The following is a 15,269-nucleotide window of genomic DNA, read 5'->3' on the forward strand; positions in this document are numbered from 1 at the left end:
TGGTATCCTCATAATTACTATGAGTGACACGATCCCTGAAACACCACCGCGCCCCAAAAAGAAGGGGCCAATAAGACGACTATTTATCTGGTCTATTCGCCTGGGCCTTCTGTGCTTTGCTTTGAGCATCTTTGTCGTTTTATTCTACCGTTTTGTTCCAGTGGCCTACACTCCACTAATGTTCTGGCGCTCAACCGCATCAATCTTTACTGAAGATAAGTTTGTGGGGATTGAAAAAAAGTGGGTGCCCATCACTCAGATCTCTAAATCCATGCAGCAGTCAGTGATCAAGGCCGAAGACTATAAATTCTATCAGCACAATGGTTTTGACTTTGAGGCCATTGAAAAGGCCATGCAGTACAACAAGACTCATAAGAAGAAAAAAGGGGCGAGTACGATCTCGCAACAGACAGCTAAAAACGTTTTCCTATGGCCTTCGCGCTCATGGCTTAGAAAAGGAATGGAAGCTTACTTCACAGTCCTGATTGAATTCTTCTGGCCCAAAGAGCGTATCTTGGAAGTGTATTTGAATGTCATTGAATTAGGTAAAGGTGTTTACGGAGTGGAAGCTGCTGCTCAGAAGTTTTTTAAGAAACCGGCCAGTAAACTTAACTCTTCTCAGGCCGCTCTTATGGCCGCTGTTTTACCAAACCCGATCAGGTTTAGAATCGATAAACCTAGCCGTTATATTTCTAATCGCCAGCGCAAGATTATGGGAAGAAGAGCTCCGCCATTAGTGGCAGCAACTCCAGAACCGAAAGCTGAGATCAAACAACTGGAGACACCAGAGGAAAAATCGAAAGAGTTTTTTTCTTTGAAGTTTGACAGTGAAGAGGAAGGGGAAAAAGAAAAGGGAGCCGAAGCTCCCCAGACTGAATCTTCTAATCACTCAGAAGATAACAATAACGATTAAAAAATTACTTAATTGTTCTAGCTAACTCAAGCGCCTTGAGAAGGTCGATGCGTCCGCCTGCAACCATTTTGTCTTTAAAACGGTCTACTTTTGTTACTGAGTCCATGAGCACTTGTTTAAGTTGAACGGGAGTCAGGTTAGGGTAGTGAGAAAGAACTTCAGCTGCAACTCCTGCCGTTGTCGGGCTGGCCATCGATGTTCCTGACATAGATTCATATCTATTGCCTGGAGTTGTCGAGTAGATGCTTGATCCTGGAGCAGCAACGTCTACACCAATTTTCCCGTAGTTTGAAAAGTAGCTCATAGCTCCGCTGCTAGATGTACTGGCAACGATCAACAGGTTGTCACTCTTGTGGCTTGCTGGATAAGTTGGAGTTCTGTCGATATCGCTAGAGTCGTTTCCGGCAGCAGCGATAACTAGAACACCGTAGTTGTCCTGGATGTACTTAAGAGTTTCTGGAATTAAGTTTCCACCTTCATTTGATCTCTTACCAAATGAACAGTTGATGATCTTTGCACCATTTTTAGCAGCGTAGATAAATGACTCAGCTACATCGACATCAGTTTCATCGCTGTTGTTTGGAACAGTTCTGATCCCCATGATTCTTACGTTTGAAGCGATACCTGCGATACCGATGCCATTATTTTGTTTTGCACCGATAGTCCCGGAAACGTGAGTTCCGTGAGAGTGAGTGTCTTTGTTGTTTCCAGTTGCGCGCCCTTGAGAGTCGCGAACAAGAGTGTTGATACCGTAAACGTCATCAACGTATCCGTTGCCGTCGTCATCAATTCCGTTTCCTGGGATTTCACCTTCGTTTTTCCAAAGAACATCTTTAAGGTCTTCGTGAGTTGTATCAATCCCTGTGTCTACTACCGCAACAGTGATTGTCTCAGTCGCTGAAGTCCCGTGGATTTTATAAGCAGCATTAACTGAAACACCATTTTGAGCAGCATCAGCAAATGACCAAACTTTTCCAACCTGTGGGTCGTTGAACTGAGGAGCATTCATTGATTTGTTTTCTTCTGGCGGTCTTGGTGCCGGTACCGGAGTTGGAAGTGGAGACTTCTCTGCGCGGTAGTTTCTTTCCGTGTATTCTACACTTGGGTGATTCTTAAGTTGTTTCTCTAAAACAGAAACATCGTTGTTTCTGATAACGTAAACATTTCCAAAAAGGTTTTGAACTTTTGATTGTGAACCAAAATCGGGAAGAGTTTTTCCAGCTTTAACTTTTACCACCAGCTCAGTCGGCGTGACTGCAGCTTGAAGTGATGAAAGAGAGAGAACCAGAGTTGAGAGCAATAAAAATTTCATTTTCCATCATCCTTGAAATTTAAGATTAGTCTTAAAGTGTAGTGTTCCTCTTTCCCAATACGCAAGCGATTAAGGCAACTGTTTGACAAAGTAAGATATACTAATCATTCCCAAATTCTCGCGGAGTTTTTATTTCCAGTAAATCTTAAGTTAATTCTTAATTATTTATGCCGAGAAAGGCGTATATATTCATGGAGTAGGCAATGACAATTGGTGCGAAATTAAGACTCTTAATGGTTTTTTTAGTAATCACTCTTATTACGACGGCCGCTATTGCGTTTTGGTCGTCTAACCGGTTTGTTACTCAGGTAAACGATCTGGTCGATGTTCAACTTCCAGGTGTCAGTAATATGATTCTTGCCGACATGATGCATGATGGGATTAGGGCAAACGTTTACCGAGCGATCCTTGTTTCTAAAACAGGAAGTGAAGAAGATAAAAAAGAAACGAGAGAAGAAGCAAAAGAGTTTGGCGAGAATATTACAAATTATATCAACAATCTTGAAAAGCTTAATCTTCATCCTGAGACCAGAGCGGCCATCGCTCCGGCCCTTCCTCGTATTGCTGAGTATGTGAAATCTGCCGGCGAAATCGTCGACATCGCTCTTAGTGGAGATGAAGAGAAGGCCCGCGCAGGTCTTGGGGCCTTTAATGAAAAATTTGAAGCGTTGGAAAAAGAGTTGGGGACATTGGGAGATTTGGTGCGAGCGGATTCGGCCGAATCTGCAGTCAGTGCTACCGCTATTAAATCTCAGTCGTTGTATCTCAACATTGTTTCTCTCGTGATTGGCGTTATCCTTTTAATCTTTTTTGCCGTTGTTGTAAGAGATCAGCAAAAACAGTTAAAAGATATTATTGATAATCTTATTAAGGAATCTAACCGCATCAGTAACACGGCCGACAACCTCACCCAGGCCGCTCAGAATCTGTCGGCCTCTACAGAGCAACAATCAAGCGCTTTCCAGGAGTCAGCGGCCGCTTTAGAAGAAATTACGGCCACCGTTAGTACAACAGAATCCAATTCAAGACAGCTCGACAGCAATGCCCGCGTAAGTTTTGAGTCGGCGAGCAATGGAAAAGAGACCATTGAAAAAATGCTGGCGGCAATGGGAGATATTAACAACAGCAATACGGCGATGATGAGGCAGATTGAAGATGGAAATAAACGCATCGGAGACATTATTCGCGTTATCGGTGACATTGAAGAGAAGACGAAAGTGATCAACGACATCGTCTTTCAGACCAAGCTTCTGTCTTTCAATGCTTCCGTTGAAGCGGCAAGAGCAGGCGAGCAAGGAAAAGGGTTTGCCGTGGTAGCTGAGGAGGTCGGGAACCTGGCAGAAATGAGCGGAAATGCGGCCAAGGAAATCTCAGACATGCTCTCAAACAGCGTGAACACAGTTGAAGTTATCGTCAATGAAAACAGGACAAAAGTAGAGTCACTGGCCTATGACGGGAAAAACAAAGTTGAACAAGGGATTCAAATTGCAAATAAGTGTGGAAGCGCATTGGAAGAAATCGTTTTTCAGGCCTCAAACATTAATACGCTCATCAGTGAAATCACCACAGCGGTTAAAGAGCAGTCAAAAGGAATTTCAGAAGTTTCAAAGGCCATGGGGCTTTTGGATCAATCGAGTTCGCAAAACTCAGTTATCTCCAAAGAGAATTTAGAATCTTCAAAAGAGTTGCAGGATCAGGTTCAGAAGCTCGAGAGTGTTATTAAATCGCTTTCAGGGATGATGACCAGTAAAACAGCTCACTCATAAAAATAAAAAAAGGCCGGATAAACCGGCCTTTTTTATTCTTCTGTACAAGTAAATCTAATTGTTCCGCCAATGTGATCTCCCGCCTGGAAGATGAAGTGAGCTTTAAACTCTTTGGCGTCTTTTAGCTCAACGACAAACGATCCCCACATTCCACTTTCTTGTCCGTCTGTGTAGCGGGCATCAAAGTTTTTAAATTGAGCGTGTCCTTTATATTTTAGTGGACGGTAGTTTGGATTAGCTTTGACTTCATCAAACTCGAAGTAGCCACGGTAGCTGTTTTCTTCGTTAAAGCTTGTATCATCAGCGTCTTCCCACTGATTTTTGACGAAAACGAATCCATTGACGTTTTTCATTGAGCTTTGATTTCCTTTTTTTTCAAACTCAAAAGTCACCAGGGCCAAAGCTGGTAGTTTGTCACCCCATTGAGTCCCGTGATCTGAAGAACATGTGACAAGTTCAGCACTTGCAGTATTTGTCACAAACGCCAACAAAAGAGTCGCGATTAAAGATATTGATTTCATATTTAGCTCCGATAAAAATTATTTTGGTTCGATCTAAGTACGTCCTTTATTGCGCGTTGTGAAATCTCAAAATTAGATATTAACTATGCCCTGAAAGCTTTAGATAACCAAAAGATTTACTCAACTATTTCTCTAGAAATTATGGAGTTATCCATAGTTCTGCTTTGGGCCCTAGTATGCGGTGGGGTTTTATAATACTCTGCCAAATGAAATGAGAGCACAAAAGCTGAAGACATTTAGCGATTTTTTAAAACGAGCAGAAATCATCGAGCATGCTCTTTTGATCATTACTGAAGACGAAAGTCTTGAGTGTGAGCGCGCTATCCTCGAGCTTCGCTCATTAAATTACGATTTGCCTTTTTATGAGTTGAACCTTTCAGACAATCCCAACCTCAAAGAAGAGATCTCTGCTTTTTACGACATCGAAAGTTTGCCTACCTTCATATATTTCCGCGGGAAAAAAATGGTTAGCAAAATAAAAGGCTATGATCAATCAAACAATTTTTCACGATTTCTTTCAACTGCCGTTCACTTAGACTATTAGAATTATAAATTGCTCTTATTTGAAATAATTCGACGAAGAATTTTTAAATAAAAATCCGCTTACATTTATAAGAGAAACTCAAGAGGATTTTACTTAAGTATTTCTCTACTTACTACGATTGTGTGCTTTAGAAAATCCACAGTCTCTGTCGTAGGGGAGTTTTATTTATGTTTGAAAAAAGAAGTTTAAACTGGAAGATGCGTGCTGCTTTTACAGTCTCTGCTGTATCGCTCGCTGTTGTTGGTTATTTTAGTTACCAAGGTCTTCAGCATGTGAATGAAAAGTATGAACACGTCGCCAATATCAACCTTCCTAATGCTATTTTATTAGAAGAGATGAAGGGGACGTCTGATAAAGTCATGAGCTTGATGATTCAAAGTGCGCTCGTTGGTAACAATGAGAAAGAAATGAAGCGACTTGCAGGTCGTTTTGATGAAACACTTAAGACCTATCATGAACTGGATAATGAATATAGAAAAGTAGAGTTCGTTCCGGGTGAGCACGAGCTTTATGAAAAAGTTGATAAAACATGGCAAAAGCTTGAGGCCGATTTAAAAAAGGGAAGAGAGTTTGCTCAGATGCAAAAAGCTGAGGACAAGCACTTGTTCCAGGAATTTTATATGAGCGAAGCTGTCAAAGGAACACGCTTTGAGTATTATAAAGTTCTAGGAGAGTTGCTTGATTTTCAAAAAGCGGAATCAAAAAAATGGGTAGCAAGCGCACAAGAAAAAAGTGCCTTTGCTGAAAGAACGATCCTTACTTTAGGAGTGCTTGGTTTCATTTTCTCAATCGCGACAGGATTCCTATTCTCGCGCGCTATTTCATCTACATTAAATAGAATTGCAGAAGTGCTGGCCGATGGTGCAAAAGACATCGCTTCAACTTCTTCTCAAGTTGCCGGATCGAGTGAGACGCTTTCATCAGCGGTTTCTCAACAGGCCGCTGCCGTTCAGGAAACTTCGGTTTCAGTTGAAGAGCTAACGGCCATGGTAAGAAAGAGTTCGGAAAACTGTTCGACATCGGCCAACGTGTCTTCACAAAGCCATGAGACTGTTATCCAGGGGAAACAGGCCGTAGAAGAAATGATCAGGTCAGTAGATGAGGTAAGCCGTGGTAACGAAGAAATCATGGCCTCAATCGAAGAAGGGAACCGTCGTATCGCAGAGATCACTTCGGTTATCAATGAAATTGCAGCTAAAACAAAAGTGATCAACGATATCGTATTCCAGACAAAACTTCTGTCTTTCAACGCTTCAGTTGAAGCTGCAAGAGCTGGTGAAAACGGAAAAGGTTTCGCGGTTGTAGCTGAAGAAGTAGGGAATCTGGCGCAGATGAGTGGTCGCTCAGCGAGTGAGATTTCAGCGATCGTTGATGAGAGTATCAGAAAGGTAGATTCAATCGTTGCTGAAAATAAAACGAACGTAGAAAAATTCGTTCAAAGTGCAAAATTAAAAGTGCAAAAGAGCCAGACTGTCGCATCTAAGTGCGGTACGATGTTTGATCTGGTTGTAGAAAATACGACAAAAGTTAATGGTCTGATCGAAGAGATTGCAAGAGCTTCAAGTGAGCAGTCAAAAGGGATCGAGGAGATCACTAATGCTATGGGGCAGATTGATGTAGCGACGAATGAAAACTCGACTGTTACTCACTCTGTAGCTAAAGCGGCAAAAGACCTTTCAAGCCGCGCTGACGTTCTAAAAGAAATGTCATCAGAGCTTTACCAGACAGTTCACGGTAAACAGGCCGCTTAATATCGTTCAAAATAAAAAGGCCGCGGGATTAAAATCGACCGCGGCCTTTCTTCATTTTATTAGAATCTAAAAATCAAAAATTACTTTAAAATAGATTCAGCTTCGTTTAGTAACATTTCAAGTGCGTCTGACTCAGAAGCACCTTCGTTGATAGCTTGTGCATCAGCAATTTTCTGAGAAAGGAAAGCTGAAAGTCTTCCTGATTGCATATACTCTTGAGCGTCGTTAAGAACGATGTTCGCTTGAGCTTTTTGGAATTCACCTGAAGTTGTCGCTGAAGAAAGAAGTGGTGAAGCTGAAGTTAAAACAGTTGAATCAGTGATCGAGTAAGCAAATACGTTAGCAGAAAGAGCTAGAGCGATTAAAGCGATTGTCTTTTTCATAAAGTCTCCAAAAGTTTGGACGCAGTAGTGCTGTGTAGGGATCACTGCGCCTGTGGTTTAATAGTCTTAGTTTAAAATTGATTGAGCTTCGTTAATAAGCATATCCAGTGCTTCTTCATCAGACACACCAGCATTCACTGCTTTTGCATCATTGATTTTTTGTGAAAGAAAAACTGAAAGTTTTCCTGACTGGAAGAATTCTTGAGAGTCATTAATAACCATTGCCGCTTGTTTTTCAGGAATAGTTCCTGAAGTTGTCGCAGAAGAAAGAAGTGGTGAAGCCGATGTCAGTACTGTTGAATCCGCTAGCGAGTAAGCAAATACATTAGCAGAAAGTACCAATGAAAGTAGGGCAATCGTTGTTTTCATGCAGGGGCTCCAATAAATGTTGATGGTGTGATCATACATGCCTGAGCGGCACCCTCAAGTAATCTTGTAAATTTTACCTGTTCAGTTCTTCTGTGAGCTTCCGATAAAGGCAGAACATGAAGAGATTACTTTCCATTCTTTTACTTGCCCTGACTTTTACCCTGACTGCCAACGCGCAGGCGGTGAAGATGCTGGATGCCGGTGAAGACATCAATTTCAATGAGCCTTGGTATAAGAAAAACCGTTCAGATGAAGAGAATTTTAAGCGCCTGGTTGAGGGGCTTAAGCGCGTTTCGACGGGAAAAAAGGTTATTGAAAAGGCCACTCAGAAAGCGGCCCAACAGGGGTACACTCTTTTTGATGTGGTCGCAATCGGCGACGGCTCCTTGACGGACACGACCCTGATTCGCCGTTTTTCAGCTTCTAACCCGGCCCAGGTGATGTACGAGACCCGCTCTAAGGTCTACCTGAATAAGCACCTAAAGACCCTGGATGCGATGCTGGACTTCGCCCATGAACTAACCCATTACACCTACCGCGAGCCATTTAACCCATACGATGCCCGCTTCCATTTAAAAGACTTCATTAAAAGCACGGTCGAAGGCCGTGGCGGTGAAGTAGACGCTTATATGGTGGAGTGCAAGGTTCTTCAGGAAATGCTTCCGGGAGAAGGTTTCTCGCGCTCAAACTGCCCTAAGGTTTACGACCAAAAGGTAGGGGCCATCTCCAAAGAACTTGGTATCCAGGAATTTTACAAAGTGGGTCATCATTTTGATGGTCTGAAAAAGGACCTGGAGAAGTTTGCAGTAAACGAAAAAGATATACCTCAAGCTTCTGGTAACGAAGCTTTGTTTATTTCATCGGCCTGGGGCCTTCCATACCCGGTTGCTGCGGTGAAGGAATACGTCAATATCATGGATCGCGTCTGCAAAAACGACCAAAACCGCATCACTCTTATGCAAGATAAGCTGGGAAGAGCGCCTGCTAGTTCAGATACTCTGAAGGACACCCAGGATTTCCGTCTTATGTTCGAAGATTTCAAGAGTCGTTGTGACAGATTTGTCTCTAAATAGAATCTTCTCGCTAGCATCCCGTCAAAAAAAACCTGACTAAAATTCCCGAGCTTTGGGTCACTTTTCATTGACGACAACTCGTACGCTCTGTAAAATTTGTGCAATAATTGTAAAGATTTAATTGAATAAACTTTGTGCGTACAAAATAGGGAGCACGAGATGCAAGACAGCGTCGTTTTGATGAAAGTAGATGATTTCTTAAACTGGGGTCGCAAGAACTCTCTTTGGCCTATGACTTTTGGTCTCGCTTGTTGTGCGATTGAAATGATGGCAACTGGTGGATCGAAATACGATCTTGAAAGATTTGGTTGTGGAGCTTTCATGGCCACTCCAAGACGTGCAGACCTTATGATCGTTGCAGGGACAGTAACTCTGAAAATGGCAACGAGAATTCAAACTCTATTCGAACAAATGCCAGAGCCAAGATATGTTATCTCAATGGGCTCTTGTGCAAATAAAGGTGGACCATACTGGCAACACGGCTATCACGTACTAAAAGGCGTTGATGAAATTGTTCCTGTAGACGTTTACGTTCCTGGTTGTCCTCCGAGACCGGAAGCTCTTATTGAAGGTGTAATGACTCTTCAAAAGAAAATCGCAAACGAAAGAATCCTTCGTGATAAGTGGGTAAAACATGCATAACGAAATCGCATCTAAATTAAACGGCCAGGTCTCTGGATCAAATGCAGTAGCGAACATTGCGACTGTTGGTGATTCATCAGTCATGGTTGAAGCAGGAAAAATCCTGGAAGTGTGTAAGGCACTTAAGGCAGAAGGATTCAATGTTCTTCAAGCTGTGACAGGAACAGATTACGCAGACAGAATTGAACTAACTTACGTTCTTGCTGACTTCACTAAAAACCGTGAGCTTCTGTTAAAAACAAAGCTTGGGCGCGGTGATGGTTCAGGAAATAATAAAGACACACTTCCAAAGATCGACTCTGTGGTAAGCGTGTGGAATGCAGCGAACTTCCAGGAGCGCGAAACTTACGACATGATCGGAGTGAACTTTGTTGGTCACCCGGATCTTCGCCGTATTCTTACTCCAGATGACTGGCAAGGATATCCTTTGAGACGTGATTACGTTGTTCAAGAGAAATACTTAGACATGGTGGTAAACCCAGCTCACAAGATCAACTCAGCTGATCACATGTTCGGTAAAAAACTAAAAGAAGAAATCGGCGATCCAAAGAAAGTTTCAGCAAGTTGGAAATCTAACGATGCAGACGAATCTGAAGACGCAAAGGATGGTGAATAATGTCTGCTCACACGCACGAAGAAGAAAAAATCCGTTTAGGAGATATGGAAGTTTTAAAGTCAGATCTTCTGACTCTGAATATGGGGCCTCAGCACCCTGCAACTCACGGGGTACTAAGAGTTGAAATTAAAACTGACTCGGAAATCGTTGTAGAAGCGACACCACACCTTGGTTACCTTCACCGTTGTTTCGAAAAACACGCTGAAAATTTAGACTATAGAGGAGTCATTCCTTTCGTTGACCGCATGGACTACCTTGCAGCTATGTCAATGGAATGGGGATACTGTCTTGCTGTAGAAAAAATGTTGGGAACTGAAGTTCCGAAAAGAGCGGAATACATCCGTATCCTTATTGCTGAACTTCAAAGAATTGCTTCTCACCTTGTTTACTTCGGTACATACGGGATCGATATGGGAGCGTTTACGACTTTCCTATACTGTTTCCAGGACAGAGAAGAAATCCTAAGACTGTTTGAAGAACTTTCTGGTGCACGTATGCTTTATAACTACGTGTGGATCGGAGGGGTTTGGAACGATATCAATGACGATCAACTAAGAAGAGTTAAAACTTTCGTTGACCGTTTTGAAGGCGAACTTAAAAAATACCACCAGCTTGTTGGGGAGAACAAAATCTTCATCGAAAGAACAGCTAACGTTGGTGTGTTAACAAAAGAGCAATGTTTCGATTACGGAGCAACTGGACCAGTTCTTCGTGGATCAGGTGTTGAGTGGGATTTAAGAAAGAACCGTCCATACGGTATGTACGAAAAATTCGACTTCAACGTTGTTACAGGTAAAGGGGAAAAAGGAACAGTAGGAGACTGCTGGGACCGTTACTATGTAAGAATTTTCGAAATGTTCGAATCGATTAAAATCATCCGTCAGGTGCTTGAAGGAATTGAAGAAGGGCCGGTAATGGGCAAAGTTTCAAAAATCATCAAGGTTCCAGCTGGTGAAATCTATATGAGAACTGAGTGTCCACGTGGAGAGTTAGGTTACCACTTAATCTCTGACGGTGGAAAAACTCCATACAGATTAAAAGTGAAGTCTTCGTGTTTCACTCACACGTCAATGCTTCCAATCATTGCCCCTGGGCAGATGGTGGCCGACCTTGTAGCGAGTATCGGAAGTATCGATATCGTTCTTGGGGAAGTTGACCGCTAGTTTTATTTAAAGGATTAATTAATAAGGAAAAATATGGAAACGATTCACCTTAAAAAAGCCGCTGAACCAGAACTGACACTTAGTCAGTGGTTTAAAAACGTTTACTACGCTGTTAAATCAACGGCCGTAGGGATGGGGATTACTTTTAAATACGTATGGGGAAGAGAAGTTGTTACGATCGAATACCCAGAAGTAAGAGAAGAGCTTCCATCAAACTCTCGTTCACGTCTTTTCAACGATGCTGAGAACTGTATTTCTTGTCTTCAGTGTGCGGTTGCTTGTCCAGTAGACTGTATCTACATTGCTGCTGTTAAGAGACCAACTGATGCTCCAAAGATCAAAACTAAAGATGGTACACCAATCCGTCTTGATCTTAAGCAATACACGATCGACACTGCTCTTTGTATGTACTGCGGTCTTTGTACAACAGTTTGTCCAACTGAGTGTTTAACTCACACGACTGACTACGAATACGCTTCATACACGCTTGCGAGCATGAAGTATGACTACCTGGCTCCGGATATCAGAGCTTGGAGAACAAGAATCGTAAAATCTTAATTGATACGAAAATAAAAAAGCCTCCATTACGGAGGCTTTTTTTTACCTAAATGCGGCTTAAGTATTCTTCTTTTTTCTTATTGTACTCTTCTTCCGTCAAAATCCCTTTTTGATAAAGACTGTAGAGCTCTTCCAGAGATTGTCCATCAAACTTCTTTTCCACGTGGATATCAGAGTTTTTATCAGTCGCGAAGATGATTTTCGACTGGGTCACAAAGATCTGCCAGAAGTCGTTTTCTGCAAATTTCTCCTTAACAACAATAGTGTCGGCCACGATGTCGTGAAGAGTTTGGCTCTTTTCTGTAAAAAGCGCCATGAAGTAACCCGCACATAAAAGAGCGCTGGAAATAAAGCTCATCAGGTGTCTGATAATTGAGTCTTTGATCGTAAGCTTTCTTCCATCTGGTTTGATAACCGCGATTCCTAGAAGCGCTTTACCTGGAGTCGCGCGAAGAGGAGAGGTTTCAAAAGCAACGTGGTAGTAAGTTGAGATGATGATCCATAAAACCTGAGGGAAAAACGGAACGATCATCAGGATCATGTAAACGATCCAGAGAATAAATCCATCGATACAGACAGCACCAAAGCGTCTCCAAAATCCACTATAAGTCATAATATCTCCTAGGGCAGGGCCCTTAATTTTTAGAAAGAGTAATTAAAACAACACTAACAAGAGCACAAAGAATTCCGGCAAATTTCATCATATTTAGACCAATGTCTTCAACAAAAATATCCCAGACGACACTTGTAACCATTTGAGCGGCAACAAGAAGAACTGTCACTTTTACAGCTCCTAGTTTAGCGAAGGCCAGAGGGATTCCGGTGACAATGCAAAAACCAAAAATTGGTGGAAAAATAAACCACCATTTATAAGTTGTCAGAGGAGCTTTTACCTGGAAAAAATCAGGCACTAAAGAAGGGACTGATTTTACCAGTGCATAGAAAGCAATACAGATTAAGACAGTCACGGCATTTGAAATCAAAGTCGCTTGGGCAACACCAATATGTGTGGCCACGTGACGGTTGATGGTTCCTTGAAGGATTCCCACACTGCCGATCATTAAAGGCAGAAGCATAATCAGGTTCATTTTATTTCCTTTTAAATTCAATTAAAAATCCTTTTAAGTAATCACCCTCATGGAAGCCTTTTAGTGGAAGACAGTCTTCATTCAGTTTAAAACGTTTGCCGATGACAACCTGGTTTTTAAATTGAGAAGAGTCGACGATGGCCTTAAGTTTTTCTTCAAACTTATTCCAGCTAATGGCGTGAGTGTTAAGAAAAGCAAAAATCTTTCCTTTTTCTGTGTCCAGAAGCTCCAGCATTTGTGGCAGAAGAGTTTCATAAGACTTAATAGCATTAGAAACTTTATTCCCATCGCTTGAAGCACTCGGAGGATCACAGACGATCACTTCATATTTTGCGCCTTCAGAGATTAATTTATCCATGGCGCGCTCACTCGGCATACAAAGACTTGTATGGTGTGAGCTATTTAAACTCGGATTAAGAGCGATATTTTCATCTAACCACGCGAGGTATTTTGAAGAGAGGTCAACTGATGTGACTTTATCAAATCCCATCCCCAAGCAGTACACGGAAAAAGCTCCAGTGTAACTAAAAAGATTCAGAAGGCTTTTTTGTCCTTCCAAATAGGGACGCATGTTTTTTCTAATCGCACTCATGTCGGAATAAATCCCGAAGTCATAGTGCTGATTGATTTTAATTCTGTAGTTGAGACCAAACTCAGTCAGTGTGAATTCAGAGCTGTCTTTGCCGTTAATAGAACGGATTGATTTTGCCTGATCAAAATTTCTTTCCTGCACCCAGATTTCCTGAAGGTGAGGAAGGTTTTCTTTTAAGTACTCTAGTACTAAATCTTCTTTGTCTTTCCAAAAAAGAGCGTAGTACTGAATCATCACTTCATCTTTTAAGAGTTGAATAAGAAGACCGGGAAGCTCGTCGCTTTCGCCGTTGATGAGAAAAATATTTTCTCTTTCTTTCATAAGCACGCGGCGCTTATCAATGGCCGCTTTCATGCGCGATTTTAAAACATCTTTAAAATCTAGTGTCCACTCAGCTTTGTTTAAACTCCAAAGCCTGGCCTTTACTGTCTTATGAAGAGGGTCGTTGATTAAAAGAGCTACGTCCTGACGGTTTTTTTCATCCACGCCAATCAGGAAAAAGGCCTCTTTTGGGAAGCGTTTTGTATAAGTGTCTTCGGTGATCCAGGGATGACCGAGCTTTAAGTATTTACATGAGGCCGGGTGGAGATTGACCTTCGGAATTGGTTTGTTCATTAGAGGATTTCTTTAACGGGTAGGTCGCTGTCATCAAAAGGCTTCAGCACATGAAGTTCATCAATCGTGTCTTCAAGAAGCATTAGCAATTGGTTCGTGACTTTGAAGGGGTCAGTAAGATCGAGGATATTAAAATCCATTAAACGCATTTTTAGATCATCAGAGATTTGATCGTAAGGATTGATCTCTGTGCAGATATCACCCAGGACTTTAATGCGCATTTCAAGATAGTCGATTTTTTCCTGAAGAGGATTGTAATCGGCCAGGTCCGTTTGATGAATGCGTCCTAGTTCAGCGATGTTTTTTGGGTCTTTTTCAGTGGTGTTCTTCATAGCTAAACTATTGCAAATATGAATTTTATCGTCAATTCAAAAGAGGGGATTTCGGGAATGAAAAAGAGCCGTCAAAATCATTCGAACGGATTCATTAGACTTAGGTAGTTTTGTTAAGGTTCTCTTCATGGTGATCTCACTTTTCATTTATATCGGAAGCTTCTTTTCACTGCTTTTTTTACCGGAAAAAAGCTGGACATTTCTATGGGAGAAAGCTCGGGCACTGCGGCAGTGGAGCCTTTCTCAGAAGAAAACACCGCCAGGAGAGAAGCTCTTAAAGTTTCTTCCTGAACTGGAAGCAAAAATGGGGATGGGAATGAAGACGGCGGAAATGGAAATTCCTCATTACAAATTTTACACTTCTTTGTTACACGAACTATTGGAGGTCCATCGCAAATTAGGTGTGAATCTTAAATCTATTTTACCGGAATTAAGAAACAATGTGATTAAAGACCTGCAATTTGAAAAGAAGGTGAAAGGCCTTATTCTCGGGGGAAATTTACAGTTTGCGGCCATTACAATGACGACCTGGGGATTTATCTGGCTTTCAAGTTCTCTGGCCGATTTGCCACTTCATCCAGGTGATCTTTTTTTTATTTTTTGTCTGCAAGCTCTGGCGATTCTTGTTTTTAATTTTGCGGTTAAAAAGGCCCAGGCCCTTATGTTTAATAAATTCTCCCGAGTGATGGAGGGGCTCTATTTGTTTATCTCGATGGCCGAAGTGGGTCTTTCGGCCGGAAGAGTTTTGGCCGATTCAAAAGTTTTAGACGGGGACTTGATGCGCTACCGTGAGTTTTCATTCTGTGCTGAGAGGGTCAAAGAGCACGTCCAGCGCTGGAGAGAAAATGGGGTGTCTCCCAGACCGGGCGTGACAGAAGTCGTGCGCGAAGTCTGGCACCTACAGGAACTTTGTTTTGAAAAATTCCTAAAAGTGGCCGATTTAATCAAGTTTTCCGTCCTGGCCGTCTTTTTTCTTCCCGCTTATTTCTTTTATCTTTATTCCATCTTTCAGTATTTCGTCCTCCAGTGAT

General features: G+C 41.9%; 18 protein-coding genes. 10 read left to right on the top strand and 8 right to left on the bottom strand.

Going from position 1 to position 15,269, the window contains the following annotated elements; translation table 11 throughout:
- Positions 1–19 precede the first annotated feature (19 nt).
- Complete coding sequence (mtgA, locus tag AC6JA8_RS06820; RefSeq protein ID WP_497976387.1) at positions 20–913, top strand: monofunctional biosynthetic peptidoglycan transglycosylase; 894 nt, start codon at positions 20–22, stop codon at positions 911–913.
- 4 nt (positions 914–917) lie between these two features.
- On the opposite strand, the gene AC6JA8_RS06825 is transcribed toward mtgA, so the two are convergent.
- Positions 918–2,225, bottom strand: coding sequence for a S8 family peptidase (locus tag AC6JA8_RS06825; RefSeq protein ID WP_497976388.1), 1,308 nt, complete (start codon positions 2,223–2,225; stop codon positions 918–920).
- Positions 2,226–2,428: 203 nt separating this feature from the next.
- On the opposite strand from AC6JA8_RS06825, the gene AC6JA8_RS06830 reads away from it, so the two are divergent.
- Entirely contained in the window at positions 2,429–3,991 is a 1,563-nt protein-coding gene (locus AC6JA8_RS06830; protein ID WP_497976389.1) for a HAMP domain-containing methyl-accepting chemotaxis protein, read from the top strand.
- A gap of 32 nt (positions 3,992–4,023) precedes the next feature.
- On the opposite strand, the gene AC6JA8_RS06835 is transcribed toward AC6JA8_RS06830, so the two are convergent.
- Positions 4,024–4,512, bottom strand: coding sequence for a hypothetical protein (locus AC6JA8_RS06835; protein WP_497976390.1), 489 nt, complete (start codon positions 4,510–4,512; stop codon positions 4,024–4,026).
- A 211-nt stretch (positions 4,513–4,723) separates the two neighbouring features.
- On the opposite strand from AC6JA8_RS06835, the gene AC6JA8_RS06840 reads away from it, so the two are divergent.
- Both AC6JA8_RS06840 and AC6JA8_RS06845 read left to right on the top strand, forming a co-directional pair.
- Positions 4,724–5,056 (top strand): thioredoxin family protein, encoded by a 333-nt coding sequence (locus AC6JA8_RS06840; RefSeq protein WP_497976391.1) that lies wholly within the window; start codon positions 4,724–4,726, stop codon positions 5,054–5,056.
- Positions 5,057–5,223: 167 nt separating this feature from the next.
- Positions 5,224–6,807 carry a HAMP domain-containing methyl-accepting chemotaxis protein gene (locus AC6JA8_RS06845; protein WP_497976392.1) on the top strand — a complete coding sequence of 528 codons (1,584 nt, stop codon included), beginning with the start codon at positions 5,224–5,226 and terminating at the stop codon, positions 6,805–6,807.
- Positions 6,808–6,887: 80 nt separating this feature from the next.
- Here AC6JA8_RS06845 and AC6JA8_RS06850 read toward each other — a convergent pair whose 3' ends face one another.
- Both AC6JA8_RS06850 and AC6JA8_RS06855 read right to left on the bottom strand, forming a co-directional pair.
- Positions 6,888–7,190: a hypothetical protein gene (locus tag AC6JA8_RS06850; RefSeq protein WP_102243097.1), complete on the bottom strand. Its 303-nt coding sequence runs from the start codon at positions 7,188–7,190 to the stop codon at positions 6,888–6,890.
- 66 nt (positions 7,191–7,256) lie between these two features.
- Complete coding sequence (locus AC6JA8_RS06855; RefSeq protein ID WP_497976393.1) at positions 7,257–7,559, bottom strand: hypothetical protein; 303 nt, start codon at positions 7,557–7,559, stop codon at positions 7,257–7,259.
- A gap of 116 nt (positions 7,560–7,675) precedes the next feature.
- On the opposite strand from AC6JA8_RS06855, the gene AC6JA8_RS06860 reads away from it, so the two are divergent.
- The 5 genes from AC6JA8_RS06860 (at position 7,676) to AC6JA8_RS06880 (ending at position 11,611) form a co-directional block, all read left to right on the top strand.
- Positions 7,676–8,632, top strand: coding sequence for a hypothetical protein (locus tag AC6JA8_RS06860; protein WP_497976394.1), 957 nt, complete (start codon positions 7,676–7,678; stop codon positions 8,630–8,632).
- A gap of 132 nt (positions 8,633–8,764) precedes the next feature.
- The gene (locus AC6JA8_RS06865) at positions 8,765–9,274 is read left to right on the top strand and encodes an NADH-quinone oxidoreductase subunit B (protein WP_497976395.1); all 510 of its coding nucleotides are present in this window, start codon (positions 8,765–8,767) and stop codon (positions 9,272–9,274) included.
- Complete coding sequence (locus AC6JA8_RS06870) at positions 9,267–9,890, top strand: NADH-quinone oxidoreductase subunit C (RefSeq protein WP_497976396.1); 624 nt, start codon at positions 9,267–9,269, stop codon at positions 9,888–9,890. The genes AC6JA8_RS06865 and AC6JA8_RS06870 overlap by 8 nt, the downstream gene beginning before the upstream one ends.
- Entirely contained in the window at positions 9,890–11,053 is a 1,164-nt protein-coding gene (locus AC6JA8_RS06875) for an NADH-quinone oxidoreductase subunit D (protein WP_491634649.1), read from the top strand. Before AC6JA8_RS06870 ends, AC6JA8_RS06875 begins: the two co-directional genes overlap by 1 nt.
- A gap of 33 nt (positions 11,054–11,086) precedes the next feature.
- The gene (locus AC6JA8_RS06880) at positions 11,087–11,611 is read left to right on the top strand and encodes a 4Fe-4S binding protein (protein ID WP_102243101.1); all 525 of its coding nucleotides are present in this window, start codon (positions 11,087–11,089) and stop codon (positions 11,609–11,611) included.
- 46 nt (positions 11,612–11,657) lie between these two features.
- Here the strand turns inward: AC6JA8_RS06880 and AC6JA8_RS06885 are convergent, their stop codons facing one another.
- From AC6JA8_RS06885 to AC6JA8_RS06900, 4 genes are read right to left on the bottom strand one after another with little or no spacing between them, the layout of a single operon-like run.
- Positions 11,658–12,224, bottom strand: coding sequence for an RDD family protein (locus AC6JA8_RS06885; RefSeq protein ID WP_497976397.1), 567 nt, complete (start codon positions 12,222–12,224; stop codon positions 11,658–11,660).
- Positions 12,225–12,246: 22 nt separating this feature from the next.
- Complete coding sequence (locus tag AC6JA8_RS06890; protein ID WP_497976398.1) at positions 12,247–12,699, bottom strand: DMT family transporter; 453 nt, start codon at positions 12,697–12,699, stop codon at positions 12,247–12,249.
- A gap of 1 nt (position 12,700) precedes the next feature.
- Positions 12,701–13,906, bottom strand: a complete 1,206-nt coding sequence (locus AC6JA8_RS06895) for a class I SAM-dependent rRNA methyltransferase (RefSeq protein ID WP_497976399.1) — start codon at positions 13,904–13,906, stop codon at positions 12,701–12,703.
- On the bottom strand, positions 13,906–14,238 hold the full coding sequence (locus tag AC6JA8_RS06900; protein WP_497976400.1) for a hypothetical protein: 333 nt from the start codon (positions 14,236–14,238) through the stop codon (positions 13,906–13,908). The genes AC6JA8_RS06895 and AC6JA8_RS06900 overlap by 1 nt, the downstream gene beginning before the upstream one ends.
- Positions 14,239–14,365: 127 nt before the next feature.
- Between AC6JA8_RS06900 and AC6JA8_RS06905 the strand changes: the two genes are divergently transcribed.
- Entirely contained in the window at positions 14,366–15,268 is a 903-nt protein-coding gene (locus AC6JA8_RS06905) for a hypothetical protein (RefSeq protein WP_497976401.1), read from the top strand.
- Position 15,269: the final 1 nt, after the last annotated feature.

The organism is Bacteriovorax sp. HI3, from assembly GCF_059738875.1.